This is a genomic window from Methylobacterium sp. CB376 (assembly GCF_029714205.1).
Lineage (GTDB): Bacteria > Pseudomonadota > Alphaproteobacteria > Rhizobiales > Beijerinckiaceae > Methylobacterium.
Genome location: NZ_CP121648.1, coordinates 2,283,723 through 2,309,160, shown reverse-complemented (window position 1 = coordinate 2,309,160; position 25,438 = coordinate 2,283,723). Strand labels below are relative to the sequence as shown.

Here is a 25,438-nt window from a genome sequence, read left to right as displayed (position 1 = left end):
GCCCCGCCGCCTCCGCCACGGCTCGCGCATCATGCGCCGAAGCGGTGACCGCTTCGGCGGCGAACCGAAGGACCGCGTCAGCGAAGAATAATGCGACACCAAGTGGCGAGGCAGAATTGCACGGCGCAATTCCGCCTCGCTTCGCGGCGCGAGCGGCGCCGCCCGTCCCGCTGTCTTGAGGGGAACCCCGATGAGCATCTTCGAGCCCGATCTGCGCAGCCTCGCGGGCGAGACCCGGCCGTCTCGCCGCGCCGTGATGGTGACGAGCCTCGCCACCGGCTTCGCGCTGGCCGCGCAGCCCATCGCCGCGCAGACCGCCATCGCCACCGACGCGAACGGCCTCACCGCCAGCGAGGTGAAGGTCCCGACGCAGGATGGCGCGATCCCGGCCTACCGGGCGATGCCGGCGAGCGGCGGCCCCTTCCCGGTCGTGCTGGTGGTCCAGGAGATCTTCGGCGTCCACGAGCACATCAAGGATGTCTGCCGCCGCCTGGCCAAGCTCGGCTTCTACGCGGTGGCGCCGGAACTCTACGCCCGGCAGGGCGACGTCTCGGGCATGACCGACATCCAGGCGATCGTCCGCGACGTGGTCGCGAAGGTGCCGGACGCGCAGGTGCTCGGCGACCTCGACGCGACGGTCGCCTTCGCCAAGGAATCCGGGCAGGCCGACACGGCGCGGCTCGGGATCACCGGCTTCTGCTGGGGCGGGCGCATCGTCTGGCTCTACGCGGCGCACAACCCCGCCCTGAAGGCCGGCGTCGCTTGGTACGGGCGGCTCGCGGGCGCCACCACGCCGCTGCAGCCGAAGAACCCGCTCGACCTCGTGACCGCGCTGAAGGCGCCGGTGCTCGGCCTCTACGGCGGCGCCGACCCGGGCATCCCGGTGAGCACGGTCGACCAGATGCGGGAGGCCTGCCGGGCGGCGGCCAAGACCTGCGATCTCGTGGTCTATCCCGACACCCCCCACGCCTTCAATGCCGATTACCGGCCGAGCTACCGTCCCGGGCCGGCCCGGGACGGCTGGCAGCGGCTGCAGGCCTGGTTCCGGCAGCACGGCGTGGCCTAAGGGTAAGGGACGGCCCCTCCGCCCGGGCCTCTCAGGCGGCCGCGTCGGACCCGGCGCGGCCCGCCTCCGCCCGGCCCGGCCCGGCGCCGCTCCGGCCGGCCGCGAGCGCGACCTGGTCGGGCACGTCCTCCTCGGAGCCCCACCAGATCGTCTCGCCGCTGCTCATCCGCGCGTAGCGGGCGAGCCCGTAGGTGCCGATCTCGACGATTCGTCCGGGCGCGCGCGCCCTCCCGGTAGCTGCCATCGCCAGGTCTCCGTCTCCACGATCCGCCTACAAACGACGGGACGGGCCCGCGGGTTCGACGCGGGATGCGGCGTCCCGGCGCGGGCGCGATCGGTGCGCTGGCGCACCGACCTCGCGCGCACGGTCATGGCCGGGTCACACCCTGTCCTCATGTCAGCCCTGGCGCATACCGGACGAGGTGGGAATGAGCACCGTCATCACCGATCTCGTGGCGGAGGCGATCCGGGAGGTGGACGCGCAGTTCGTCATTCCCTACGGGATCGAGCCCCGCGACGCGCAGGCGCTCGCCCGCGCGGCCATCGCCGCCTACGGCGACGCGCTGGCCTCGGCCGGCCTCGCGATCGTGCCGCTCGCCGCCGCCGAGACGCTGCGGGCGCAGGACGCGCGGTCGCACGAGGCCCGCGCCCAGACCCGCGAGGGCCGGCAGGTCGCGGGCCGCGCGATCCTCAACGCGCGCCTGCGCCCCTATCGCTCCCTCGTCAGCCGCCGGGGCTGAGCGGGGTCCCTTTTTCCCGGGCCGGCCCTAAACTACCACGCCGGCCGGGCGGCCAAGGAGGGAGCGCGCAGCAGAGGGCGCCGGGCCGCGCGGCCCGCGCCCCGCCGAAGAGGATGCGTCATGCTCTCGAGCCTCCGGTGCGCACTCGCCCTCACCGCTTCCCTGCTCGCCGCCGGGCCCGGTCCCGCCGCGGCGCAGGCCTCCTCCTGCCCGCCGGGCTACAAGGTCGCGGCCGGGGCCTGCGTGCGCAGCTGCCCGGGCGGCTTCGAGGATACCGGGCGGGCCTGCGTCTTCCGCAGCATGGGGCGCTGATCCGCCCCGTGCGCCAGCGCAGGGACGCGGCGCCCGGCCCACGCAATCCTGCTGCAACGCAACTCGGGCAGGAGCTGGCGGGCCGGCGGGGACCGGCGGCATCCGTCAGGAGGGCTGATGACGGGCAACGAGATTCCGACGCTGGGCGAGCTGTTCCGGGTCCGGGCTGTCACCGATGGCGAATTGAGCGCCGCCGTGACGTCCTTCTTCGCCGATCCGCGGCCCGGTCCGCGCGAGATCGCCCGCGGCATCCGCCTCGACATTGCGGCGGCGGTGGCGGCGCACGAATGGGCCTGCCGCGTGGTCGCCGACGAGGCGATCGTCGCGACGGCGCGGCGCAACGCCGTGCGCGCGGCGATCCTGCGGGCCCGCCCGCTCTGACCCGCGCTCACGGGGCCGGCTCGTCCTCCTCGTCGACGATGCGGCGGGCGAGGGCCGGCGCGAAACCCGCCCGCGCCAGCGCGGCGATGTCGCGCTGGCGCGCCTCGACCCGGTCCTGAGATCGCCGCCAGGGCCCGAGCCGCCGCCGCCGCGCATAGGCGCGCGCCGCCGCTTCCTCGTCCTCCTCGGGGCCTTCCTGCCCCTCGCCCGCATGCGCGGCCAGGGCCGCCCGCACCGTGTCGCGGTCGACCCCCTTGGCGGCGAGCTTGGCCTGGATCGCCCGGGCGGAGCCGCCGCGGCGGCGCAGGCTGCGGACCTTGGCATCCGCGAAGGAGGCGTCGTCGACGAGCCCGGCCCGCCCGGCCCGCGCCACCACCGCCTCCACCATCGCGGCGAAATCCTCCGGCGCCTCGCCCCGCAGCCGGCAGCGCGCCTCCACGCGCCGCAGCAGCACCCGCCGCAGCATCTCCGTCGAGGCGCCGTAGCGCTCCAGGTAGGCCAGGGCCGCGCGCTCCAGGGAGGCCGGGGTGATCGGCCGCGCCGTCTTTCCGCCATCCCGGTCGGCATCCTGGCCGGGAGCAGGGATCGCGCGGGGCTCGTCCGGGTTCATAGGGCGCATCCGTTGCGAGGAGCGATGCCCACGATACTGCACAGGCGCGATATCCTCTTCCTGACGGTCGGCCTCCTGCTGGTGGCCGTGACCGCCCTCGCCTTCGTCCTCACCCGCCCGACGACGCTGCGGGTCGCGGTCGGGCCGCGCGACGGCGTCGAGGCCCGGCTGATCGGAGCCTACGCGGAGGCGCTCGCCCGCGGCCAGGAGGATATACGCCTCAAGGTCGTGCCCTACGACGACGTGCGCGACAGCGCCGCGGCCCTGCAGGAGGGGCGCGCCGACCTCGCGGTGGTGCGGCCGGACGTGAAGCTGCCCGAGAACGGGCTCACGCTCGCGGTGCTGCACGACGAGGCGCTGATCATCGCCGCTCCCGCGGGCGCCGGCCTCGGCGAGCTCCCCGAACTCACCGGCAAGCGCCTCGGCCTCGTCGCCCGGCACGGCGCCGACCTGCCCTTCATGGCCAGCCTCCTCACCTATTACGACCTCGCCCAGGCTCCGGCGGAGCGGGCCGGCGCGCCCGGGACCGTGGCGCTGGTGCCCCTGCGGGCCGAGGAGGTGACGGCGGCGCTGACGGGCGGGCGCATCGACGCGGTCGCGGTGATCGCCGCCCCGTCCTCGCGCTGGGCGGGGCACGTGGTCCGGGCCGTGGAGGCCGCCTCGCCGGAGCACCGCGCGAGCTTCGTCGCGGTGCCGGACGGCGAGGCGATCCTCCAGCGCCTGCCCGAACTGCAGAGCGTGACCATCCCGGCCGGCACCTTCGGGGGACGCCCCAAGCGCCCCGACGAGGACGTGCGCACGGTCGGCGCCTCCTACCGGCTGATGGCGCGGGCCTCCCTCGACCGGGACACCGCCGCGCGGGTGACCCAGCACCTGTTCGAGCTGCGCTCCCGGCTCGCGGCCCGCACCACGACCGCGAACCTCGTCAAGGCGCCGGATTTCGACAGTTCCGTCGCGGCGACGAGCGCGCGGCTCCCCAACCACCCGGGGGCGGTGGATTACTTCGAGCGCGAGCAGCAGACCTTCCTGCAGCGCTACGAGGACCTGATCTACCTCGTGGCCTTCTTCGGGGGCGGGCTGGGCTCGGCCGGGGCCTGGATCGGCCAGCGGCTGGCGCGGGAGAAGCGGGCGCGCGTCGACGCCGTGCTCGACCGGCTGCTCGGCATCCTGAGGGAGGCCCGCACCGCCCCGGACCCGGCCGCGCTCGACGCGCTCGCGGTCGAGATCGACGGGCTCGTGGTCGACGTGGTCGGGCATGCCCGCGCCCACGACACCGACATCCGCACGATGAGCGCGCTGATCCTGGCGGTGGACGCGGCCCGGGCGGCCATCGCCGATTGCCGGGGCGCGCGGGGCGAGGAGGCGCCGCGCGAGCGGGCCGCGCGGGTGCTGAGCCTGCACGCCCCGGGCGGGTAGGCGGGCCGCCGCTTAGAGCGGGAGGACCTTGCCCGGATTCATGATGTTGTCCGGGTCGATCGTCCGCTTGAGGCCGCGCATCAGGGCGAGGGCCGGGGCGCCGTGCTCGATCTCCATGAAGCGCATCTTCTTCTGGCCGATGCCGTGCTCGCCCGTGCAGGTGCCCTCCATGGCGATCGCCCGGGCGACGAGGCGCTCGATGAAGCCCGTCACGCGGGCGATCTCGTCGGCATCGTCCATCATCACCAGCGGCGAGGTGTGGAAGTTGCCGTCCCCGACATGGCCGGCGATCGGCGCGATGATCCCGCTCTCGACGATGTCCCGCTTGGTCGCGTCGACGCATTCGGCGAGGCGCGAGATCGGCACGCAGACGTCGGTGGCGATCACCTTGGCGCCGGGGCGCATCCCGCTCGCGGCCCAGTAGACGTCGTGCCGGGCCTGCCAGAGGCGCGAGCGCTCCTCGGCCTTCGTCGCCCACTCGTAGGGGCCGCCGTCGAACTCGGCCGCGATCTCGCCGAAGCGCTCGGCCTGCTCGGCGACGCTGGCCTCCGAGCCGTGGAACTCCACGAGGAGCAGCGGCGTCTCGGGCAGCGAGAGCTTCGAGTAGGCGTTGCAGGCCGCCACCTGCACCTCGTCGAGGAGTTCGATCCGCGCCACCGGCAGCCCGGACTGGATGGTCAGGATCACCGCGTCGCAGGCGGCCTTGATGGTCGGGAAGGGGCAGATCCCCGCCGAGATCGCCTCCGGGATGCCCGAGAGCCGCAGCGTCAGCTCCGTGATGATGCCGAGCGTGCCCTCCGAACCCACGAGCAGGCGGGTGAGGTCGTAGCCGGCCGAGCTCTTGCGCGCCCGCGAGCCGGTGCGCAGGATCTCGCCGTTCGGCAGCACCGCGGTCAGCGCCAGGACGTTGTCCTTCATGGTGCCGTAGCGCACCGCGTTGGTGCCCGAGGCCCGCGTCGCCGCCATGCCGCCCAGGGAGGCGTCCGCGCCGGGATCGATCGGGAAGAACAGCCCCTGGTCGCGCAGGTGCTCGTTCAGCGCCTTGCGGGTGACGCCCGGCTGCACCACGCAGTCGAGATCCTCCGCGTGCACGGCCAGCACCCGGTTCATGCCCGAGAGGTCGACCGAGACGCCGCCGTAGGGGGCGTTCACGTGGCCCTCCAGCGAGGTGCCGGTGCCGAAGGCGACGACCGGCATGCGGTGGGCCGCGCAGACCCGCACGACCGCCTGCACCTCCTCGGTGCTGTCGACGAACACGACCGCGTCCGGCGGCTGGTTCGGCACCCAGGTCAGGGTGCTGCCGTGCTGCTCGCGCACCGCCTGGGAAGTGACGAGGCGGTTGCCGAACTGCGCCGCCAGCGCCGCCGTGACGGCCGCCACGGTCTCCGGGCTCGGGCGCTCGCGCAGCGCGGGCAGGGGGGCGGGGCTCGCGGCGTTCATGCTCGTCTCCCTCATGGCTCTCCGGGCGCGGCCGGCGCGCCCGGTCCGGTCCCCGGGCCTCGATTCTTCCAAAGCCCTCTACGCGCCCTTCATCCCGGTGTCATACGAAATCCCGCCGGGGGCTTGCCGGGGCACCTGCCGGGGGCTTGCCGGGGGACCTGCCGGGGGCTTGCCGGGGGACCTGCCGGGGGCTTGCCGGCCGCGAACCCATCCCGCTGCTTTTGCGGCGGAATGTCGCGCCTGCTGATTTGTTGTGCAAATATCACGGTCAAGTCTTTGAGGGCCGGCTTGGCCGCATCGGCCCCCTCCTCCTGGGGGGTAGACCTTTTGGCCGAGCGTGCTACCTCGGGTGACGCTGTCCCGAGATCCCGCCGCGCTTGCCAGGAGTCCGCCATGGCAGACGAGCGTTCCGCATCGGTATTCTTCTTCGCGCCATTCGTCTCGTCGACGATGCCGATCGAACCGGCCTGGATCGACTATAACGGCCATCTCAACATGGCCTACTACCACGTGATCTTCGATCGCGCGGTCGACGAGGCCTTCGAAATCGTCGGGCTCGGGCCCGAATATATCGCGGAGCGCGGCGCCACCTACTTCGCCGCCGAGGTTCACGTGCGCTATCGGCGGGAGCTGACGGCGGACGACCGGGTGCGCGTGACGCTGCAGCTGGTCGATTTCGACGAGAAGCGCCTGCACTTCTACCTGGAGATCCGCCACGCCCAGGAGGGCTGGGTGGCGGCGTCGTCCGAGAACATGGCGCTGCACGTCGACGCGACGAGCCGCCGGGTGACGCCCTTCCCGCCCGACATCCTCGCCAACCTCGCGGTGATGCGGGCGTGCCACGCCCGGCTGCCGCGGCCGGAGGATCTAGGCCGGGTGATCGGCATCCCGCGCCGCGCCCGGCGGGACGGGGACGCGGTCGCGGTCCTGGCCGGCGCGCGGCACTGAGCGGGCGCCCGCGGCGAGAGCGTTCTCCGACGACGTGGATGCCGGTCCGTCGGAGACAACACGGCAGCATGACGGACCGAGAGCAGCCCCCGAGTGCGGCGTGATCGGGCGCTGCTCTAGTCCGGGCCGAAGGCGGCGTTGGTCGGCGCCGTGCGGTGCGCCACCAGCGTGGTGCAGTCCCGCGGCCGGCCGGCATGGATCAGGCGGTGGCGATGCAGCGCCGCGTCCGCGAAGCCCAGGACGGCGAGCATCTCGCGGATCGTCCCCGGGGCGAGGCGCCACCAGGATTCCCAGCGGTCGGGCCGCGAGGCCCGGGGCAGGAAGGCCGGCGGCCGGTCCGGGGACCCGAAGGGCCAGCGGCGCCGGGGGGCGACCTCGATCACGATCAGGCTGTCGCGCGCGATCCGGGCGGCGGCGTGCAGCGCCCGGAACGGGTCGCGCAGGTGGGGCAGCACGCTGCCGAGGAGCGCGACGTCGACGGGGCCGACCTCGGCCGGGATGGCGTAGGCCGTGCCCTGCACGTAGCGCGCCCGCGATCCCAGGGCCCGGTGCGACAGCCAATAGGCCCGCCGGATCGCGTCGAGGTGCCGCCCGAGGAGGTCGAGGGCCGCGTCGCCGTCGAGTTCCGGGAAGGGAACGACGTCCCAGTGCCGGGCGCCCGGGATGTCCAGCGAGACGATCTCGGCCCCGCGCGCCTCCAGCTCGAAGCTGAGGAAGCCGCTGGCGCAGCCGATGTCGAGCACCCGCTTTCCCGCGACGTCGACGTGGCCGAGGCAGGATTCGACGCGGCCCCGCGCGTCCCACTCGCCCCGCATCAGGCCGTGGCCGGGCAGCTCGATCGTGTGCGTGAAGAAGCAGTCCTGCGGGCTGTCGACCCGCAGGGGCGCCGCGACCGGGCCGCCCGGACGCGGGGCGGAGAGGTCGCAGGCGGGATGGACCAGGGCCTCCACGAGGGCGCCGATCCGCCCGCCCGCCGGCAGCGGCGCCCCGCCGCCGACCCGCAGGTGGCGGAAGCAGGCCGAGCCCCCGGCCGCGCCGCCATCCGCCGCGCCGCCATCCGCCGCGCGGGCGGCCGCGAAGCGGACCTCGCGCGGCCCCGTCGCCTCCGGGGGGCCGAGGCGCTCCCAGCGGACGCCGTCCACCGACCCGTAGGCCTCGAGACCCGGCCCGAGGGGGGCCGGCGCCGTGAAGGTGACGGCCCGCAGGTCGCGGATCTCGCCCAGGTCGATCTCGGCCGGGGCGCGCCCGGCCGGGTCCCGGCCCTGCCGGCCGAGCCCCGCCACGTCGCGCAGCTCCCTGCGCATGCCCTGGTCCGCCGCCCAGGCGTAGAAGGCCCGCAGCGCCGCCTCGTAGGAGGTGTCGGGCGGGAGCTGCCGCTGCGCGTGGCGGGCGAACTCGAAGTAGGTCTGCCGGTCGATCACCGTGTCGTGGAAGTGCAGGAGCGTCCGATCGAACCGCAGGCCGAGCGTCTCGGCCACCGGGTCCAGGATCAGCCGGTAGCTGTCGGCGCCGATCGCGTCGTTCGGCAGCAGGCCGATCGCGTCCGACAGGCCGAGCCAGCGCAGGATCCGCCGGCACAGTTCGAGGAAGAACAGCGAAGTCGGATGGAAGTGTTCCGTGAACAGGTTGTCGCTGCGGTAATTGTTCACGAAGTAATCGAACATCGGGATCTCCGAGAGCGCGTCGACCTCCCGGAAGGTGTCGAGGGCGCGATCGAAGTGCTGGAATGTCCAGGTCCGACCGGGATCATGCGCGATGTACTCGGCGAAGCTGCGGCCCGGCGCGTCGTCCGGCGGGAATTTCAGCCAGTTCGAGAAGGGTTCGAGCGGGATCGGCCAGAACCCGTTGCAGCGCCAGAACTCGAGCGGCAGGAAGGCGCAGCCCTTCCCGGTGAGCGCCCGCAGGGCCTCGTTGCGCAGCCACGGGATGCTCTTGACGTTCTGGCAGATGACGACGTCGGCGGCGGCCACCGCCGCCTCGATGGCCGCGCGGGCCGCGGCGTCGTCGGCGCTCAGGTAGGTGACGAAGGTGGTGATCTCGTACTGCTCGCGGATGACGGGGTGCGAGGCGAGGTAGCGTCCCACCTCCCGACCGTGGCAGTTCATCAGGATGACGAGGCTTCTCTTCACGGGCATCCCCCGGCCGGAGGGCCGTCTCGCGCGCATGTCCGCCGGCCGCCGGACCCGCCGCCCGGACCGGGCGGCGGCCTCACCCGGGACGCGCAGGATTGCCGGGATACCGCCGGAGCGAGGCCGAGGCCAGACCGGCGGCGGCCGGATCGCTCGATCCGGCGGCGGCGGCGCGCCGGCAGAGCGCTCCTGACCGCCCCTCGCTGTCGTCCAGTTCACTTCCTCGACAGATCGCGCCGCTGCCGACCGACAATCAAAGCTGAGTGGACGGCGCGGGATCACGGCCGCGTGATCTGGTGCCGCCGATTTCGCATCCTGAACGAAGGCTGTTTATCAGCCAATCTCCGGGAATCCACCGGGAATCAGCAGCTTGCGTCAGGCCCGCAGCTGAAATTCATGTTCACGAATAATTAATAAGCAAATCGACTACAACATCTCCGAGTCATGCGGCTTTGTTGCTACGTTGCAACACTTGGCTTCGACTTTTGCGGGCCAGGACCCGCCCGATCCTGTCCGATCCGGCTTGGAAAAGGGTTAACATGCCTCAACCATTGCGGTTTTTCGGTCAGGGCGGCGCCCGGGCGGCTCCGGCGCGACCTGCGCTCCATCAGTCGAGGCGTATGGATTTCGGCTCGGGAAACGAGGATGCATTGGTGCTGCCAAGCTAGAGCGTTCGCTGCGGGCGCAACTCTGCTCATCAGCTGGCAAAATAGGGGACGCGACACATGACAAAGAGCACTCTGCACGGAGTGACTGCCGCGCTGGCCGGAACGCTGCTCGGGGCGCTCGCCTGGGGGCAGGAGGCGCGGGCGCAGGCCGCTCCGACCCTGAACACGCTGCAGTCGCCCTGCCCGGTCGAGCAGGCGCAGCTGGAATCGGCGGTGCGCCAGGCGGCGGCGGCGGATTCCACCGGCCTCGACAACGATTTCTGGGCGGTGGTGGTGAACCTGACCGGCCAGGTCTGCGCGGTGGCGAAGTCCGGGCCGTTCCAGGAATCGCAGTGGCTGGGCAGCCGCCAGATCGCGGCCGCGAAGGCCTACACGGCGAACGCCTTCAGCCTCAACCTGCCCAAGGGCCCGCTCTCGACGGCCCAGCTCTACGGCTTCGTGCAGCCGGCCCCGAGCGGCGGCAACCCGCTCTTCGGGCTCGAGGGCGGCAACGTCGAGAGCAGCCTCGTCTACGCGGGCGACTACGCCAAGTTCGGCACCACGCAGGACCCGATGCTGACGCAGCGCGTCGGCGGCACGATCACCTTCGGCGGCGGCCTCGCGCTCTACAGCGGCCCGTTCCGCGTCGGCGGCCTCGGCCTGTCGGGCGACACGGCCTGCGCCGACCACTCGGTGGCGTGGCGCACCCGCCGGCTCCTCAACCTGCAGGGCCCGGAGACCGACAAGCTGACCTTCGTCAACAACGCGACGCCGGCCACCGGCGGCCATCCGCGCTGCCCGAACGACACCGGCACCCAGGGCGCGGTGTTCCCGCCGAACTCGTAAGGTCGGACGAGACCGGGGGCGGGCGCGGCCCGCTCCCGGCCAGAGCAGGATCCGATCGCGGCGCGATCGGATCCTGCCCGAGATTCTTGATCGTGCCGCATCGTCCGCGACGAACCGGCGGCCTATTCGTCGGCGAGTGTTCGTCGGCGAGCGTTCGTCGGCGAGTGTTCGTCGGCGAGTGTTCGTCGGCGAGAGCTTGAGCGGCCCGGCGCACCGCCGGGCTGGCGCCCGAGGCGCCGCCCGGGCAGGATCGCGGCCCCGCGCGGCCACCACCGGATGATCCCGATTCGCCCCATGCCCGCCCCCGCCCGCCCGGCCGCGGACCCGCGCGGGAGAGAGCCGGCGGCTTCGTGCTGCTCGAACTCGCGCTGGCGCTCCTGATCCTGGCGCTGCTCGCCGCGCTCGCCCTGCCCCGCGCGCGGCCGTTCGACGGGCCGGCCCGCCTCGGGCTGAAGGCGCAGGAGATCGCCGCGCTGCTGCGGCGCGACCGGGACGCGGCCCTGCGCGGGCAGACGACGATCCGCACCGAGATCGACCTCGCGCGCCGCGCGGTGCGCTCGGGCGCGGCGAACGGCGAGGTGCCGGTGCCGACCGCCTACGCCATGCGCGTCGCGGCCCGCGAGACAGCGATCCGCTTCCGGCCGGACGGCAGCGCCTCCGGCGGCACGGTCTTCCTCGCCGGGCCCGGCGGGGGCAGCCTCGCGGCCGTGGAGGTGGACGACCTCACGGGCGCCGTCACGGTGACGCGGGAGGGCCGCCATGGCCGCTGAGCGGAGGGCGCGGGGCGGCTTCTCGCTGGTCGAGGTGCTGGCGAGCCTCGCGGTCGCGGGGGCGGTCCTGGCCGCCCTCGCCTCGGCCGTCGCCCTCCTCACCCGTCAGGCCGAGCGGGTCGCGGCCGGGGCCGAGGCGCGCGAGCGCGCCGGGCGCAGCCTCGCCACCCTCGCGCGCGCCGTCGAGGGCGCGGCCCGCGCGCGCTGGGACGCCCCGCGCCGCGGCTTCGTCTTCGCCGGCACGCGCGACACGCTGGTCTTCGCCGCGCAGCGCCGGGAGGGCGCCGCCCTGCGCATCGTGGTGGTGCGGGCCGAGAGCGTCCCGGCGCCGGAGGGCGGGGCGCTGCTGTGGCGCGAGGGCGCCTTCGTCCCGTCGCTGCGGGACCTCGACGCGGTCGCCTTCGGGGAGGCGCGGCGCCTCTCGACCGGGGGGGCGCGGCTGCGCTTCGCCTACGTCACCCCCGGCACGCCGCGCCTGCCCGAGCTGCTGACCGACGAGTGGCCGGCCGAGGACGCCCTGCCCGAGGCGGTGCGCCTCGCCCTCACCGATCCGGCCTCGGGCGAGATCCGCGGGAGCCTGCGCGTGCCCCTGCGGGCCGCCGCCGAGCCCGGCTGCCTGTCGCCGCGCAAGGCCCTGTGCAGCCGCTTCGACGAGCGCAAGGCGCCCGAGGACGACGCGCCCTCCGTGGCCTCGATCCTCGGCGCCCTCCCCTACCAGGTGCGCCGATGAGGGGCGGCCGCGAGGGCTTCATCCTGGTGGCGACGCTCGGCGTCCTGGCCCTGCTCGCGAGCCTCGCCGGGGGGGCGGCCCTCGTCACCCGCGGCAGCGTCGAGGGCGCCTGGACCGAGGGCGAGGTGCTGCGGCGCGACGCGCTGATCCGGGCCGGGATCGAGCTTGCCGCCCACCAGCTCCTCGGCCTGCGGCTCGCGCCCGACCGCATCGCCGGCGAGATCCGCCTCGACGACGGCACCGTGCGGATCGCGGCGCGCGACGAGAGCGGGCTCATCGACCTGAACTGGTCCGAGCCCGCCCTGCTGGCGGCGGCGGCCGCCGCCCTGCGCCTGCGCGGCCTGGCCCCGGCCGATTTCGCGGCCGCCGTGGTGGCGTGGCGCGGCCGCAACGAGCCCGCGCCCGCCGGGGCCACCGCGGCGGCGCGCGCGGCCGCCGGGACGGCGCGCGCGGCCGCCGGGACGGCGGCCCCGGGGGCGCAGGCGGTCAAGCGCGACGGCTTCCGCGCGGTCGAGGACCTGCGCTGGCTCCCCGGCCTCACCGACGAGGACGTCGCGGCCCTGGCCGAGATCGTCACCGTGCACAATCCGTCCGGGAAGGTGAACGTGCTCGCCGCGCCCGATCCGGTGATCCTCGCCCTGCCGGAGGCGACGCCCCAGCTCGTCGCGGCGGCGGCGGCCCTGCGCCGGATGCCGGCCGAGCGGGCCGCCGGCGAGGTGCCGCGGCTGTTCGCGCGCCAGCAGGCCTATGTCGGCGCCAAGCCCGGCGGCGCCTTCCGGGTGCGCGTCGAGGCCCGGCGCGGCGCCACCACGGGCGCCGTCTCGGCAATCCTGATCCGCGCGCCCGCCGACGAGGCCCCGTACTTCATCACCGAGTGGCGCGAATGACCAGCACAAGGCGCCGCCCCGGCGCACCGGGACCGCCTGTGCTGCCCGTGACACACGTCTTGCTTTTCTCTTAACGGCGCGTGGCCGGCCTCCGCGGGCCGGCAGATCGCCGTTAGACTTCACCGGACAAGCAAGCTGACGAGTCGAGCCGGCCGGCACCGGGGCCCGGCACCGGGGGTGGCGAGGGTGGGGGCGTTCGAGCGGTCCGTCACGGGAGAGGCCCTGCCGCCGGAGGCGGGGGGCGCGGAGGCGCTCTGGCGCGCGGGCGGCGTCCCGGCGGGGGACCTCGCCCAGGCGCTCGCCGCGCATCACGGCCTGCCCCGCCTCGACCGCGACGCGGTCGCGGCCCTGCCGGACCTGACCGCCGGGCTGTCCCGCCGCTTCCTCGCCGACGCCTTCCTGTACCCGGTCGCCGGGCCGGAGGGGCCGCTCCTCCTGGTGGCCGATCCCGGAAACGAGGAGGCGATCCGCGCCGTGGCGCTCGCCCTCGGCTGCGCGCCCCGGCTCGGGGTCCTCTCCTTCGAGGAGATCGGCGAACTCATCGCCCGGGCCGAGGGCGCCACCGCCGCGCCCGAGGCGCGGGCGCGCCCCGCCCACGCGGATCTCGGCCTCACGGACGACGTCGAGGCGCTGCAGGACCTCGCCCGGGGCGCCCCGATCGTGCGGGCCATCGACGCGCTCCTGGAGCGCGCCGTCGAGGTCGGGGCGACCGACATCCACCTGGAGACCGGCCGCGAGGAGTTGCGGGTGCGGCTGCGGATCGACGGGCGGCTGCGCCTGCACCAGACCCTGCCGAAGGACATGGCCCCGGCGATCATCTCGCGGGTGAAGATCCTGGCCGGGCTCGACATCGCCGAGCGGCGCCTGCCGCAGGACGGGCGCACCAATGTGCGGGTGCGCGCGAGCGAGGCGGATCTGCGCGTCGCCGTGATGCCGACCCTCTACGGCGAGACGGCGGTGCTGCGCATCCTGGTGAAGGACGCGCGCCTCCTCGACTTCGCCCGGGTCGGCCTCTCGGCCCGCGACCGGGACGCGCTGGAGCGGATGCTCGGCGAGCCGCACGGGCTGATCATCGTCACCGGGCCGACCGGCAGCGGCAAGACCACCACGCTCGCCACCGCGGTCTCGCTCCTCAACGACCCGGCCCGCAAGATCGTCACGGTCGAGGACCCGATCGAGTACCAGATCCCCGGCATCCACCAGACCCAGATCAAGCCCGGCATCGGGCTCACCTTCGCGAACGCGCTGCGCTCCTTCCTGCGCCACGATCCGGACGTGATCATGGTCGGCGAGATGCGCGACCGCGAGACGGCGGCGATCGGCATCCAGGCGGCGCTCACCGGCCACCTCGTGCTGACCACCCTCCATACCAACAGCGCCCCGGACGCGGTCATCCGCCTCGCCGACATGGGCGTCGAACCCTACCTGATCGCCGCGTCCCTGCGGGGGGTCGTCGGGCAGCGCCTGGTGCGGCGCCTGTGCGAGCGCTGCCGGGCGCCGGATCCGGACGGGGGCGCGGCGCTCGACGCGGTCTGCGCCCGCCGGGGCTTCGCGCGGCCGGGGGGCGGGCGGGTCCATCGCCCGGTCGGCTGCCCGCATTGCGGCGGCAGCGGCTTTCGCGGCCGGGTCGGGGTCTTCGAGGTGATGCCGGTGGACGAGGCGCTCACCGGCCTGATCCGGCGCGAGCCCGACCCGCTGGTGCTGCTGCGCGCCGCCCGCGAGGCCGGGATGACGACGATGCTGGAGGACGGCCTCGCCAAGGCCGCCGACGGGCTCACCTCGCTCGACGAGGTGATGCGGATGACCGGCTAGGGAGGCGCGCGTGGCCCTGGCCCTCCCCTGGATCCGGCATGCCGGACCGCCGCTCCGCCCCCTGCGCGACCTCCTCGCGGCGCTGCTCGACGAGGCCGTCCGGCGACTCGGCCCCGTGGCGGCGCGCCTCGGCGGCGGCCGGCGGGTGGTCGTGGTGGAGGAGGACGCGCTCCTCGTCTACGGCGTCGCGCGCGGGGGCGAGGCGGTGCTGGCCGCGCGGCTCGGGCCGGGCGAGGCCGCCCCCGAGCGCCTGCGCGGCGGGCCCCTCGAGGCACGCCTCCCGGCCGGCTGCTTCCTGCGCCGCTCGCTCTCGGTGCCGGAGGCGGGCCGCGCCTACCTGCGGCCGATCATCGAGCACCGGCTCGAACGCCTCACGCCCTGGCAGCCCGACCGGGTGCTCTACGGGTTCCGGGTCGCGCCGCCCGCCCCGGGGGGCGACGTCACGGTCGACCTCCTCGTCACCGCGCGGGAGCGGGCCGAGCCCCTCCTGGCGCGGGTCGCGGCGGCGGGCCTGCGCCCGACGGCCCTCGGCAGCGCCGAGGAGCCCCTCGCGGCGCCGCTGGCGATCGACCTCTATGCCGGCCGGGCGGAGGCGGGCGATCCCGTCCTGCGGCGACGGCTCGGCCGCGGCCTCGCGGGCGCGCTCGCGCTCCTCGCGCTCGCCTGCGCGGGCACGGCCTGGCTCGCGGCCTCGGCGGAGGCCGAGCTGCAGGCCACGGAGGAGCGGCTCGCCGCCCTGCAGGCCCGGGTTCAGGCCCGGACCAGGCCGCGGGCGAGCCGCGCGCAGGCGCTGCTCGCCGCGAATCGCCCCGAGGCGGGAATGGGCTCCCTCCTCGACCGCCTGAGCGCGGCCCTGCCGGACCACACGGTGCTGCGGGAACTCGACGCGGGCCGGGGCACGCTGCATCTCCTCGGGCGCTCGGCCGATGCGCCGGCCCTGGTGGGCCTGCTGGAGACCCAGGCGGGCCTGTCGGGCCTGCGCTTCGCCGCCCCGGTCGTGCGGGACGGCGAGGGGCGCGACCTGTTCGATCTCGCCGCCACGCGCGCGGCGCCCCCGGGAGGCGTGCCGTGACCGAGACTCCCGCCCGGCGCTGGCTCGGGCCGGCCGCGCTCGCGCTCTTCCTCGGCCTCCCGGGCCTGCTCGCCGCGACGACGCTCGCCAACGCCCTGCGCTGGTCGCAGGCCGCGGAGGCTGCCGGGGAGCGCGGCGCGCAGCTCGCCCGGCTGGAGGCGAAGGTGCGCGGCCTCGCCGCCGCGCCGGCCGCCGCGCCGGCCGAGACCGCCTCCCCGTTCCTCGAAGCCCGCAGCCCGAGCCTCGCCCGGGCCGAGCTGCAGACCCGCCTCGTCGCCCTGGTGGAGCGGGCGGGCGGGCGCCTGATCGAGGTGCAGGTCGAGGAGGAGCCGGCCGCCGCCGATCCCCTGAGCCTGCTCGCCCGCGTCACCCTGGAGACCCGCAATCCCGGCCTCCTCGACCTGCTCACCGCCGTGGAGAACGGCCGGCCGCTCCTCACCGTCGAGGGCCTCAACCTGCGCCCGGCGCAAGGGCACGGTGCCCAAGGGTACGGTGCCCAAGGGTACGGCGGCCAAGGGTATGGAGGCCAAGGGTACGGCAGCCAAGCGCGCGGAGCCGCGGCCGAGGAGGATCCGATGCTGCGCGTCGCCCTCGCGGTGAGGGGTTACCGCGCGGAGGAGCGACCGTGAGAGCCTGCCCGCCCGCCGCCCTGGCGCTCCTCGCCCTCTCCGGCCCCGCCCTCGCGCAGGCGGGGTCGATCGGCGCGATGCTCTTTCCCGGCTCGGTCGCGCCGGGCCCGCCCGCGGCCGCGGCTCCGCCGCCCGGGCCGGCCGAGCCCGGCCAGCCGGCGCTGCCAAGCCAAGCGGCGCTGCCAAGCCAAGCGGCGCTGCCAAGCCAAGCGGCGCTGCCAAGCCAGCCGGCGCTGCCCGACCAGGCCGCGCCCTCGCCCTCGCCCTCCGCCGAGGCGAGCGGCGCGGCGGCCCGGCCGGCCCGCGCCCGCCCGCTCTTCTCGGCGAGCCGGCGGCCGCCCGCGATCCCGGTCGCCGCGCCGCCGCCGGTCGTGGCCTTCGTTCCCCCGCCGCCCGAGCCGCCGAGGCCGCCGCCGCAGCTGCGGCTCGTCGGCATCGTGGAGGGGAGCGAGCAGCCCTTCGCGGTCGTGCGGGGAGCGGCGGCCGACAAGGCCGCCACCCTGCGGGCCGGCGACCGCGTCGAGGGCTGGGAGGTGGCCCGCATCGAGGGCGACCGCCTCCTCCTGCGCGACGGCCCGCGCGAGCAGGAATATCGTCTGTTCGCCAAAAGCTCCGCCACCGGAGCCCCTGCGGCCGGCTTGGCGCGAATGTTATCCACGCAGCCCGGCCACGCGCTGAGATAGACGCTCCGACTTGCGGAACACTTGCGACAGGTCCGCCGCACCAAGAGATCCTCGTTCGGCAGTCAATGCCGAATTTCCTATCCAGTATTGCAGTCTAACAATTTCATGATGGCGTGATAAAACAGTCACAGGCGCTTCGCCACAAGTCCTAATAAGTGGAAACAAATTGACACCCCCGGGGGCCCTGCCTAGGGTTGCGCCAACCCACTTCGGACCGAACTCACATGCACAGGGCGCGCATTGTCTCCGGAGCGCTGTTGATTGCAGGGCTCCTGGGCTTCGTCGGGCCGCTGCGGTCGCAGGAAGCGGGCCGCGCGACGCTGGCCGGGCCGGAGCTCAACCTCGACCTCACCGCCCGCGCGACCCCGCCGGTCGGCGCGAAGGCGGGGCGGGAGGGCGGCCTCGTCCCGCGCGACCGCGCGCCGGGGCGCAGCTACCATTTCCCGCCGGAGCCGATCGAGACGACGGGCGGCCTGCCGGTCGATCTCGGCGAGCCCCTCGACGTCGGCAATGCGGCGACGGGCGAGGGCAGCTTCCGGCTCAACTTCGAGCGGGCCGAGATCAAGGACGTGCTGCACACGGTCCTGAACGAGACGCTCGGCCTCAGCTACACGCTCGGGGCGGACGTCGCCGGGCAGGTGACGATCTCCTCGCCGCGGCCCCTGACCCGGGCCGAGATGCTGGGCGCGATCGAGAGCGTGCTGGCGAGCCACGGGCTGGCCCTGACCCGCAACGGCAGCGGCTACCTGATCGCCCCGACCGCCCTGGGCTCCGGCTCGGTGAATTTCGGCTCGGGCGCGCAGGCGGGCTACGGCGTGTCGGTCGTGCCCCTGCGCCACGTCTCGGCCGCGGTGATGTCGCGCCTCGTCTCCGGCTTCGTCACCGAGGCGGACGGGGTCCGCTTCGACATCTCCCGCAACACCATCGTGCTGAAGGGCCCGGGCCCCAAGCGCCAGGAGGCGGTGAGCGCCATCCTGTCCCTCGACGGCGACTGGATGCGCGGCCAGTCGGTCAGCCTGTTCGAGCTGCGCCGCGTGCGGCCCGAGGCCGTGGTGGCCGAACTCGCCCAGCTCTTCGACACCTCGGAGAACGGCGCCGGCTCGGGGCTGATCCAGTTCAAGCCGGTCTCGCGGCTGCGGGCGGTGCTGGTCCTGTCGAAGAACCCGGCCCTGATCCGCCGTGCCGAGACCTTCATCCGCAAGCTCGACAACGTCACCGAGGCGGCCGAGGAGAACGTCTTCGTCTACAAGGCGCGCTACCGGGACGCGCGGGAGCTCGCCCGGGTCGTGAACGGCCTGTTCGGCAACGGCCAGGGCGGCCTCGCGGCGGGGCCGACAGGGCCGGGCCTCGGCCAGCAGGGCCGGTCTGGGCTCGGCGGCGCGGGATCGTCGGGCCAGGGCGGGCTCGGCTCCGGCTTCGGCGGGGGCGGCCTGTCGAGCCCGGGCGGCTCCGGGCTGCCGGCCTCGCAGCCGGGCGGCAACGGCAACGAGCTCCTGCGGGCGCGCTTCGCCTCGGCCTTCGGCGACGCGGTGCCGGCCGCCCCGGCGGATCCGGGCGGCGGCATGGGCGGGGGCATGGGCGGGGGCATGGGCGGCGGCTTGGCTGGCGGCGGCATGAACAGCGCCATGATCGACCTGACGACGCAGCCGAACGGGCGCGGGCGCGGCGTGGCGATCAGCGCCGACCCGGCCAACAACGCGGTCGTCACCTACGCGGACGGCGACACGTACAAGAAGGTCTACGCCGCCCTGCGCCGCCTCGACGCGGTGCCGGCCCAGGTCGCCGTCAACGTCACCATCGCGGAGGTGAAGCTCAACGACGAGCTCAAGCACGGCGTCCAGTTCTTCCTCGACAGCCGCAGCCTGGGGCTCGGCCGCAACAAGGGCTCGGTCGGTCTGGTCAGCGCGGCGGCGAGCGGCGCCAGCAACGTCCTCAAGCCCGGCAACGGCTTCAACTTCCTGGTGGGCGGCTATTCCGGGCCGGACGTGGTGATCAACGCGCTCGACGGCTTCACGGACGTGAAGGTGCTGTCCTCGCCCTCGCTCGTGGTGCTGGAGAACCAGCCGGCGACGCTGCAGGTGGGCGATTCGGTGCCGATCACGACGCGTCAGGCCCAGAGCGTGGACTTCGCCAACGCGCCGCTGATCAACCAGGTCGAGTTCCGCGACACCGGCATCATCCTCAACGTGATCCCGCGCATCGGCCAGAACGACGCGGTGACGATGCAGATCGAGCAGGAGATCTCCGCGGTGGTGGGCGGCTCCGACACGCTCACGCCGACGATCTCGAAGCGCCGGGTGGCGAGCACGATCTCGGTGGCGAACGGCCAGACGGTGCTGCTCGCCGGGCTGATCAGCGACAAGCACCAGCGCGAGCGCGACGGCATCCCGATCCTCGGCCGGCTGCCGCAGATCGGCGCCCTGTTCAGCTCGACCAACAATGCCGACGAGCGGACGGAGCTGGTCGTGTTCATCCGCCCGGTGGTGGTGCGCAGCGGCCGCGACGCGCAGCGGGTGGCCGAGGATTACCGCGGCCAGCTCCTGGACGCGGGCGTGCGCCGCGGCGCCCGCGCGGCGGCCCCGGTGCTCAAGCGCTGACGGGCGGCGTGCGCCGGGAGGGTGGTGCGCCGGACCCGACCTGGTGCGGGATCGCGGCGCGCGTGGCATGAATCGGCGGGACGATCCGGTGGGGAGCGGCCGTGCACGCAGCTGATCCGACGGGCACCGCCGCGCTCGCGCGCAGGGCCGGGCGCCTCGTCCTGCCCGGGGTGGCCCTCGCCCTCGCCCCGACCCTGTGGCTCGGCTCGCCCGAGGCGCTGAGCCTCGTCCTCGCCCTCGCGCTCCTCGCCGCGGTGGCGCAGGTCGTCTGGCAGGACGTGGTCAGCCTCACCATCGCGGACGGCACCGTCGCGGCGATCGGGCTCGTCGCCGCGGCGGCGCGCCTGGGCGCCGGGGAGCCGCGCGCCGAGGCGGCGGCGCTCGCGGTCGACGGCCTCGTCTGCGGCGGCGGCCTCTGGCTGATCCGCGAGGCCTATTACCGCCGGCGCGGCCATGACGGCATCGGCCTCGGCGACGTGAAGCTCGCGGCGGCGGGGGGACTCCTCACCGGGCTCGAAGGCTTCGCCTGGGCGCTGCTGCTGGCGAGCCTCGGCGGGCTCGCGGTCGTGGCCGCGAGCCGCCTGCGGGCGCGCCCGATCGGCCGCGGGGACAAGATCCCGTTCGGGGCCTTCCTGGCGCCGGCCCTCCTCGCCGTCTGGTTCGCGGGCGGGCCGCCGTGAGCACGACCTACGAGTACCGCGCCCTCGACCCGGCCGGACGCGTCCAGACCGGGGCGATCGAGGCCGAGAGCCGCGCCGAGGTGATCGCCCAGCTCGACCGGGCCGGCTTCACGCCGCTCTCGGCGACGGCGCGGCCGGCCGGGGGCCGGGGCTGGCGCGACCTGCTGCGGCCCGAGCCGCGGCCGGACGACATCACCGCCATGACCCTCGACCTCGCCATGCTCCTGCGGGGCGGCGTGACGCTGACCGACGCGCTCCAGATCCTGGCGCAGCTGGAGACGCGGCGCTGGCTGGTCGGCGTGCTGCGCGACCTCCACCTCTCCCTCGGCCAGGGAAGGAGCCTCTCCCAGGCGGTGGCCCGGCACCCGCGCCTGTTCCCGCCGATCTATCGCAAGATGGTGGAGGTGGCGGAGGCGGCGGGGCGCCTCGAAGGGGCGCTGGGGAGCCTCGCGGCCGAGCGGCAGCGCGGCGAGCGCCTGCGCCGCCGCTTCGTCTCGGCCATCGCCTACCCGCTCTTCCTGGTCGCGGCCGCCTTCGCGGTGCTGGCCTTCGTGCTGATCTACCTGATCCCGAAATTCGAGGTGGCGCTGCAGGGCTTCCGCGACCGCATCGATCCGGCCGCCCTGTTCGTGTTCAATCTCTCGGCGGCGGTGAACGCCCATCTCGACCTGATCGGGATCGGGCTCGCGGGCCTGCTCGGCGGCACCCTGGTGCTGGCGCGGCTCGGGCGCGAGCGCGGCCTGTGGATCGGGCTCCTCGCCCGGCTGCCGGTCGTGCGCACGCTGCTCGCGCACGAACTCACCGTGACCTTCTGCCGGACGCTGGCGATCCTGGTCGGCGGCGGAGTCGACATCTCGACGGCGCTGCGGCTGATCCGCGGCGTCGTGCGCCTGCCCGGGGCGGGCGCGGAGATCGACCGGGTCATCGCCGACGTGCGCCAGGGGCAGCGCCTGTCCGAGGCGCTCGGCCAGCGCCCGCTGTTCCCGCGCCACGTCGTCCAGATGCTGCGGGTGGGCGAGGAGGCGGGCGAGTTGCCCGACAGCGCCGAGCGGGTCGCCGCCTTCTACGAGGTCAAGCTCGAGTCCGCCCTCGGCCGGCTGATCGCGATCGTCGGCCCGGCCGTCATGGTGCTGGTCAGCGTCCTGATCGCCTGGCTGATCATCTCGGTGATGACGGCGCTGATGAGCATCAACGACCTTCTGGTCTGATCCTGCCGTGGCCGCGACCTGTCCACACGATGCCTTATTCTTCCCTCACCGGATGCTCCGCTGCCATGATGATCCCGGGTTCCGGCGCATGATCCTCGACCGCCCCTCGTCCCCGCCGCCCGCGCGCCGCGACGCGCGCGCCGGCTTCACCCTCGTCGAACTCCTCGTCGTGCTGGTGATCCTCGGCCTCGTGATGGGCCTCGCCGGCCCGCGGGTGCTCGGCTACCTGTCGAGTTCCCGCGAGCGGACCGCGAAGCTGCAGATCGAGTCCTTCGCCTCGGCCCTCGACCTCTTCTTCCTCGACAACGGGCGCTATCCCTCGACGAGCGAGGGCCTGCAGGCCCTGGTGCAGCGCCCGCCCTCCGCCGAGAGCTGGGGCGGTCCCTACCTGAAGCAGACCAATGTGCCGCCCGACCCCTGGGGACGTCCCTACGAGTACCGGGCCCCCGGCAAGGCGGGCCCCTACGCGATCCTCTCCCTGGGGCCCGAAGGGCAGCGCGGCGGTGCCCCGATCGGCCGCGAGTGACGCGCGTCCCGGCCCCGCGCGGCGCCCGCGCGGGGCCGGCATCCGCGCCGCGGCCGGCCGGATCTCGGGCGAGGCGGGCCGGGCCGGCTTCACCCTGGTCGAGGCGCTGGCGGCCTTCGCCATCGTGGCGATGCTGAGCCTCGCCCTCCAGCGCGGCCTGGTGCAGTCGCGCCTCGGCTGGCTGTGGATCGACGACCGGGTCGCGGCCGCGCGGGTGGCGCGCTCGCTCCTCGTCCAGCCGGTGAACCTCGCCCAGGCCGCGGCGGGCGGCTGGGAGGAGGCGGACGGGCGCCGCTTCCGGGTGCGGCTCAGCCCCGTGGCGCTCCCCCTGCCGCCGCCGCCGCCCGAGCCGGTGCCGCCGGTCCCGCGCCCGCCGGACCGGGAGCCGGCGATCCGCTGGGTGCCGCTGCGCGAGCGGATCGAGGTCGAGACCGCCCGCGGCGCGCTGGCCCTCGAGACGATCCGGCTCTGCCCCTTCGAGGAGGAGCGCAGGGCCGCGCCCGCCGGCGCCGCGCCCCGGGGCTAATCCCCGCCGCCACCGCCGCAGCCGCCGCAGCCCCCTCCCCCGCCGCCCCCGTCACCGCCGCCGTCGCCGCCCCCGCCGCCGTCGCTGCCGCCGGGCGGGCGCAGGAAGGCGACGAAGCCGGTCAGCTCGGTGCCGACCAGCGCGAGCGCGCCGGAGACCGCGAAGGCGAACAGCACCTCGCTCGGCAGCGGGGCCCGCGCCGCCCGCGCGTGGTGGGAGCGGTAGACCTCCAGGACGCGGTCGCCCGCCCGGGTGCGCGTCACGGGATGCAGCAGGGTCCAGTGCCCGAGGAGCGCCGTCGCGCCCATCATCAGGGCCAGGAAGCCGACCGGCCGGTCCCGCGACAGGCCGACCCCGAGCTTGGCGAGGCCGAGGGCGAGCACCGCCCCCAGCACCGCCAGACCGATCCCCCGCAGCAGGCGCACCCGCTCCCGCGGCGGCGCGAGGCCGCGCGCGGCCAGCGCGTGCGAGAGCCGCTCGACCGGGGCGTCGAGGGCGGCCCGCAGCTCCGCGCGGCTGCGGTCCCCCGCGGGCGGCCGGAACGGTTCGAGCTCCGAGGGGAGCGGCGGGCGGTGCGGCCAGACCAGGATGCGCCGGCTCGCCGGGTCGACCGAGGCGCCGCCCCGCTCGTAGAGGGCCAGCGCCACCACGTCGGCGACGCGCTGCGGCCCCCCCGCCAGGTAGGCGAGGTCGGGCAGGCTCAGCTTCGGCATGGCCGGCGCCTCGCCGCCCCGGCAGGCGGCGCGCAGCGCCAGGGCGATCAGGAGGGCGGCCGCCGCGAGCCCCGCGTAGAGCTGGAGGAAGGGCGGTCCGGGCAAGTCGAGGGGATCGGCCGGCAGGGCCGCGGCCTGCGGCGCGCCCAGCCCCGCGAGCAGGGCCGCCAGGGCAGCGGCCGCGCGCAGGGGCCCGCGCAGCAGGCGCGGGCGGGCGAGCACGATCGTCCGGTCGGTGTCGACGGTGCGGTAGCGGGGGGTCCTGCGGAACCGCGCCCGCGTGCCCGGCCAGAACAGCGGGCCGGGCGGGCCGAAGCGGGCCTCGTAGCGGGCGAGGGTCTCGGCGTACTGGCGCACGAGGCGGGCCCGCTCGGCCGGTCCGCCCGCCGCCGGCTCGTGGTGGAGGGGGGTGCGCAGCACGTCGCGGCACCAGACGTCCCAGTAGTCGCGCGAGTCGGTGAGGTGGAGGTGCCAGACCTCGTCCACCTCCTCGCTCGGCGTGACGGGACCCGCCCCGAGGCAGGCGAGGAAGCAGAAGCGGCGATACTCCGCCACGGCGCCGCGGGCGAAGGCCAGGGACCAGCCCCGGTCGCGGGCGAGGCGGCGGGTGAAGTCGAGGTTCCGGCCCGGCACCTCGAAGGGATGGGCGGCGATCCGGTCCCACAGGGCGGCCTCGGCGGGGGACCAGATCGCCGGCGTGACGGGCTGCATGCCTCTCCTCCGGTCGCAGCGTCGCCTGCCGTCCCGCGGCGGCGCGGGGCCGAGGATACACCGGCATCGGACAAAACCTTGACCGGCCGGCGCGCCGCTCCGGCGGCCCGCGACGCGGCGGGGTCAGGGGTCAGGGAGCCTCAGCGGCTGGACATCGCGCGATTCGCGTCGCGAGCGCGTCGCTCGATCACGGCGGCCGCCGCGAGGTCGCGCCCCTGTCGGGCCCCGCCCCGTCGCGACAGGCGGACCGGACAGGCCACGCTATCGTTCTGGCATCACCGCGGAGTGGTGTGACGGAGGTCGAGGGATCTCCACCTCTCAGCCGTGCCGGATCGCCGCGAGGGGGCGGCCGGCCCGCTTCGTCGACCGGTCGCCCTCGATCAGGCGGCCCTCGACCAGCCGGCCCTGCCGGCGGTCGATCGCGGTGACGAGGAAGCGGTGGAAGGGCGTGCCCCGCCGGTGCGAGACCCGGTCGTCGTAGTCGTGGAGCACGGCCTCCAGGGCGACGATGCGCTCGGACGCGCGGCCATAGGCCGATTCGAGCTCGTCGAGCGCCTCGGTCACGAGGGCGCTGGCGCCCGCCGCGGTCACGCCGGAGGCGTGGTCGAGCTTGCGCAGGCAGTGGGTCACCGGGTCGGTCATGGTCGTCACCTGAGCGGCAAGACTGCGCCGTTGGGCCGGATTTCACCTATGTCAATAACCGGAGCGGCCGGCAGGATCCATCGGGCTTTCGGACATGGCTGCCCGGCGCGCTTGGCCGGGACGGCCCGAGACCGGGGCCGCCCCCTCGGGCTCGCCCGGGCGAGGATGGAGGGGGGATCGCGCGGCCCTCGCGGCCGCCGCCGCAACCCGGGTCCCCGCGCGGAAAGGATCGAGACGGACGGGGACCCGACGGCATGCGTTCCTCGTTAGGACGGAGCCTGCCCGCCGCAGCCGCGAGGCTCCGCGGCGCCGGGCGGCGCATCCTCGTCAGGCCCGGCGGCCGCCGGCCGCCGCGCGGCAATCGGAACCGAGATGGCAAGCCTTCCCGACATCACGCCCGAGCAGATCCGGGAGCGGGCCCACGAGCTCTGGGAGCGCAACCACCGCCCGGACGGCTTCGACCTGGAATTCTGGCTGCTGGCGGAGCGCGAGCTGAGGGCCGAGCGCGCCCGCGCCGCCCGCGAGGCGGGCCAGACCGACGAGGGATCGCCCCGGCTGCCGGGCTGAGGGGCGGGACAGGCGCCGCCCGGGGCCTCAGCATCCTTCCGCCGGCCGGGACCGGCCGGTGCCGAGGGGGTCACCGGTTCGGCGGCGAGCCGAAGGACCGCGTCGGCGAGGCATGATGCGACACCAAGGGACCGAGCGGAATTGCCCCAT

The 25,438-nt window shown here is 75.1% G+C and carries 26 protein-coding genes; 20 read left to right on the top strand and 6 right to left on the bottom strand.

Features of this window, described 5'->3' with window-relative positions; all coding sequences use genetic code 11:
- The first annotated feature begins 190 nt into the window (after positions 1 to 190).
- Positions 191 to 1,066, top strand: coding sequence for a dienelactone hydrolase family protein (locus QA634_RS10350; RefSeq protein WP_012331915.1), 876 nt, complete (start codon positions 191 to 193; stop codon positions 1,064 to 1,066).
- A gap of 31 nt (positions 1,067 to 1,097) precedes the next feature.
- Here the strand turns inward: QA634_RS10350 and QA634_RS10345 are convergent, their stop codons facing one another.
- Entirely contained in the window at positions 1,098 to 1,310 is a 213-nt protein-coding gene (locus QA634_RS10345; RefSeq protein ID WP_012331914.1) for a hypothetical protein, read from the bottom strand.
- A 184-nt stretch (positions 1,311 to 1,494) separates the two neighbouring features.
- On the opposite strand from QA634_RS10345, the gene QA634_RS10340 reads away from it, so the two are divergent.
- The 3 genes from QA634_RS10340 (at position 1,495) to QA634_RS10330 (ending at position 2,499) form a co-directional block, all read left to right on the top strand.
- Positions 1,495 to 1,806: a hypothetical protein gene (locus QA634_RS10340; RefSeq protein ID WP_012331913.1), complete on the top strand. Its 312-nt coding sequence runs from the start codon at positions 1,495 to 1,497 to the stop codon at positions 1,804 to 1,806.
- Positions 1,807 to 1,926: 120 nt separating this feature from the next.
- Positions 1,927 to 2,118 carry a hypothetical protein gene (locus QA634_RS10335; protein ID WP_012331912.1) on the top strand — a complete coding sequence of 64 codons (192 nt, stop codon included), beginning with the start codon at positions 1,927 to 1,929 and terminating at the stop codon, positions 2,116 to 2,118.
- 117 nt (positions 2,119 to 2,235) lie between these two features.
- Positions 2,236 to 2,499, top strand: a complete 264-nt coding sequence (locus QA634_RS10330; protein ID WP_012331911.1) for a hypothetical protein — start codon at positions 2,236 to 2,238, stop codon at positions 2,497 to 2,499.
- Between the two features lie 7 nt (positions 2,500 to 2,506).
- Here QA634_RS10330 and QA634_RS10325 read toward each other — a convergent pair whose 3' ends face one another.
- Complete coding sequence (locus QA634_RS10325; RefSeq protein WP_012331910.1) at positions 2,507 to 3,109, bottom strand: regulatory protein RecX; 603 nt, start codon at positions 3,107 to 3,109, stop codon at positions 2,507 to 2,509.
- 24 nt (positions 3,110 to 3,133) lie between these two features.
- Between QA634_RS10325 and QA634_RS10320 the strand changes: the two genes are divergently transcribed.
- Positions 3,134 to 4,525, top strand: a complete 1,392-nt coding sequence (locus QA634_RS10320) for a TAXI family TRAP transporter solute-binding subunit (RefSeq protein WP_012331909.1) — start codon at positions 3,134 to 3,136, stop codon at positions 4,523 to 4,525.
- A gap of 12 nt (positions 4,526 to 4,537) precedes the next feature.
- Here QA634_RS10320 and QA634_RS10315 read toward each other — a convergent pair whose 3' ends face one another.
- Positions 4,538 to 5,965: an FAD-binding oxidoreductase gene (locus QA634_RS10315; RefSeq protein ID WP_012331908.1), complete on the bottom strand. Its 1,428-nt coding sequence runs from the start codon at positions 5,963 to 5,965 to the stop codon at positions 4,538 to 4,540.
- A 393-nt stretch (positions 5,966 to 6,358) separates the two neighbouring features.
- On the opposite strand from QA634_RS10315, the gene QA634_RS10310 reads away from it, so the two are divergent.
- The gene (locus tag QA634_RS10310) at positions 6,359 to 6,913 is read left to right on the top strand and encodes a thioesterase family protein (RefSeq protein ID WP_012331907.1); all 555 of its coding nucleotides are present in this window, start codon (positions 6,359 to 6,361) and stop codon (positions 6,911 to 6,913) included.
- A 116-nt stretch (positions 6,914 to 7,029) separates the two neighbouring features.
- Here the strand turns inward: QA634_RS10310 and QA634_RS10305 are convergent, their stop codons facing one another.
- A complete protein-coding gene (locus QA634_RS10305; protein WP_012331906.1) occupies positions 7,030 to 9,048 on the bottom strand; it encodes a class I SAM-dependent methyltransferase in 2,019 nt (672 codons plus the stop codon).
- Positions 9,049 to 9,767: 719 nt separating this feature from the next.
- On the opposite strand from QA634_RS10305, the gene QA634_RS10300 reads away from it, so the two are divergent.
- The 13 genes from QA634_RS10300 to QA634_RS10240 all read left to right on the top strand — a co-directional run bounded on the left by QA634_RS10300 (position 9,768) and on the right by QA634_RS10240 (position 22,655).
- Positions 9,768 to 10,535 (top strand): heme-binding protein, encoded by a 768-nt coding sequence (locus QA634_RS10300; RefSeq protein WP_012331905.1) that lies wholly within the window; start codon positions 9,768 to 9,770, stop codon positions 10,533 to 10,535.
- Between the two features lie 350 nt (positions 10,536 to 10,885).
- Positions 10,886 to 11,305, top strand: a complete 420-nt coding sequence (locus QA634_RS10295; protein WP_283027488.1) for a general secretion pathway protein GspH — start codon at positions 10,886 to 10,888, stop codon at positions 11,303 to 11,305.
- Positions 11,295 to 12,035 (top strand): prepilin-type N-terminal cleavage/methylation domain-containing protein, encoded by a 741-nt coding sequence (locus QA634_RS10290; protein WP_012331903.1) that lies wholly within the window; start codon positions 11,295 to 11,297, stop codon positions 12,033 to 12,035. The genes QA634_RS10295 and QA634_RS10290 overlap by 11 nt, the downstream gene beginning before the upstream one ends.
- Positions 12,032 to 12,922, top strand: a complete 891-nt coding sequence (locus QA634_RS10285) for a type II secretion system protein GspK (RefSeq protein ID WP_012331902.1) — start codon at positions 12,032 to 12,034, stop codon at positions 12,920 to 12,922. The genes QA634_RS10290 and QA634_RS10285 overlap by 4 nt, the downstream gene beginning before the upstream one ends.
- Before the next feature lie 186 nt (positions 12,923 to 13,108).
- Positions 13,109 to 14,734, top strand: coding sequence for a GspE/PulE family protein (locus tag QA634_RS10280; protein WP_012331901.1), 1,626 nt, complete (start codon positions 13,109 to 13,111; stop codon positions 14,732 to 14,734).
- A 10-nt stretch (positions 14,735 to 14,744) separates the two neighbouring features.
- On the top strand, positions 14,745 to 15,806 hold the full coding sequence (locus QA634_RS10275; protein ID WP_012331900.1) for a PilN domain-containing protein: 1,062 nt from the start codon (positions 14,745 to 14,747) through the stop codon (positions 15,804 to 15,806).
- Entirely contained in the window at positions 15,803 to 16,435 is a 633-nt protein-coding gene (gene gspM / locus QA634_RS10270) for a type II secretion system protein GspM (RefSeq protein ID WP_012331899.1), read from the top strand. The genes QA634_RS10275 and gspM overlap by 4 nt, the downstream gene beginning before the upstream one ends.
- Positions 16,432 to 17,118, top strand: coding sequence for a hypothetical protein (locus QA634_RS10265; RefSeq protein WP_012331898.1), 687 nt, complete (start codon positions 16,432 to 16,434; stop codon positions 17,116 to 17,118). Before gspM ends, QA634_RS10265 begins: the two co-directional genes overlap by 4 nt.
- Before the next feature lie 257 nt (positions 17,119 to 17,375).
- Complete coding sequence (gene gspD, locus QA634_RS10260) at positions 17,376 to 19,715, top strand: type II secretion system secretin GspD (protein ID WP_012331897.1); 2,340 nt, start codon at positions 17,376 to 17,378, stop codon at positions 19,713 to 19,715.
- 101 nt (positions 19,716 to 19,816) lie between these two features.
- Positions 19,817 to 20,395 carry a prepilin peptidase gene (locus tag QA634_RS10255; protein WP_012331896.1) on the top strand — a complete coding sequence of 193 codons (579 nt, stop codon included), beginning with the start codon at positions 19,817 to 19,819 and terminating at the stop codon, positions 20,393 to 20,395.
- The gene (locus QA634_RS10250) at positions 20,392 to 21,603 is read left to right on the top strand and encodes a type II secretion system F family protein (protein WP_012331895.1); all 1,212 of its coding nucleotides are present in this window, start codon (positions 20,392 to 20,394) and stop codon (positions 21,601 to 21,603) included. Before QA634_RS10255 ends, QA634_RS10250 begins: the two co-directional genes overlap by 4 nt.
- Positions 21,604 to 21,691: 88 nt before the next feature.
- Positions 21,692 to 22,129, top strand: coding sequence for a type II secretion system major pseudopilin GspG (gene gspG / locus QA634_RS10245; RefSeq protein ID WP_012331894.1), 438 nt, complete (start codon positions 21,692 to 21,694; stop codon positions 22,127 to 22,129).
- Positions 22,107 to 22,655 (top strand): prepilin-type N-terminal cleavage/methylation domain-containing protein, encoded by a 549-nt coding sequence (locus QA634_RS10240; RefSeq protein ID WP_283027487.1) that lies wholly within the window; start codon positions 22,107 to 22,109, stop codon positions 22,653 to 22,655. The genes gspG and QA634_RS10240 overlap by 23 nt, the downstream gene beginning before the upstream one ends.
- Here QA634_RS10240 and QA634_RS10235 read toward each other — a convergent pair.
- Together QA634_RS10235 and QA634_RS10230 are read right to left on the bottom strand one after the other, a co-directional pair.
- Entirely contained in the window at positions 22,652 to 24,079 is a 1,428-nt protein-coding gene (locus QA634_RS10235; RefSeq protein WP_012331892.1) for a TIGR04222 domain-containing membrane protein, read from the bottom strand. The two genes, QA634_RS10240 and QA634_RS10235, sit on opposite strands and share 4 nt — an antisense overlap.
- Positions 24,080 to 24,397: 318 nt before the next feature.
- On the bottom strand, positions 24,398 to 24,721 hold the full coding sequence (locus QA634_RS10230; RefSeq protein ID WP_012331891.1) for a hypothetical protein: 324 nt from the start codon (positions 24,719 to 24,721) through the stop codon (positions 24,398 to 24,400).
- A gap of 372 nt (positions 24,722 to 25,093) precedes the next feature.
- Here QA634_RS10230 and QA634_RS10225 point away from each other — a divergent pair, with 372 nt between their 5' ends.
- Complete coding sequence (locus QA634_RS10225; RefSeq protein WP_012331890.1) at positions 25,094 to 25,288, top strand: DUF2934 domain-containing protein; 195 nt, start codon at positions 25,094 to 25,096, stop codon at positions 25,286 to 25,288.
- Positions 25,289 to 25,438: the final 150 nt, after the last annotated feature.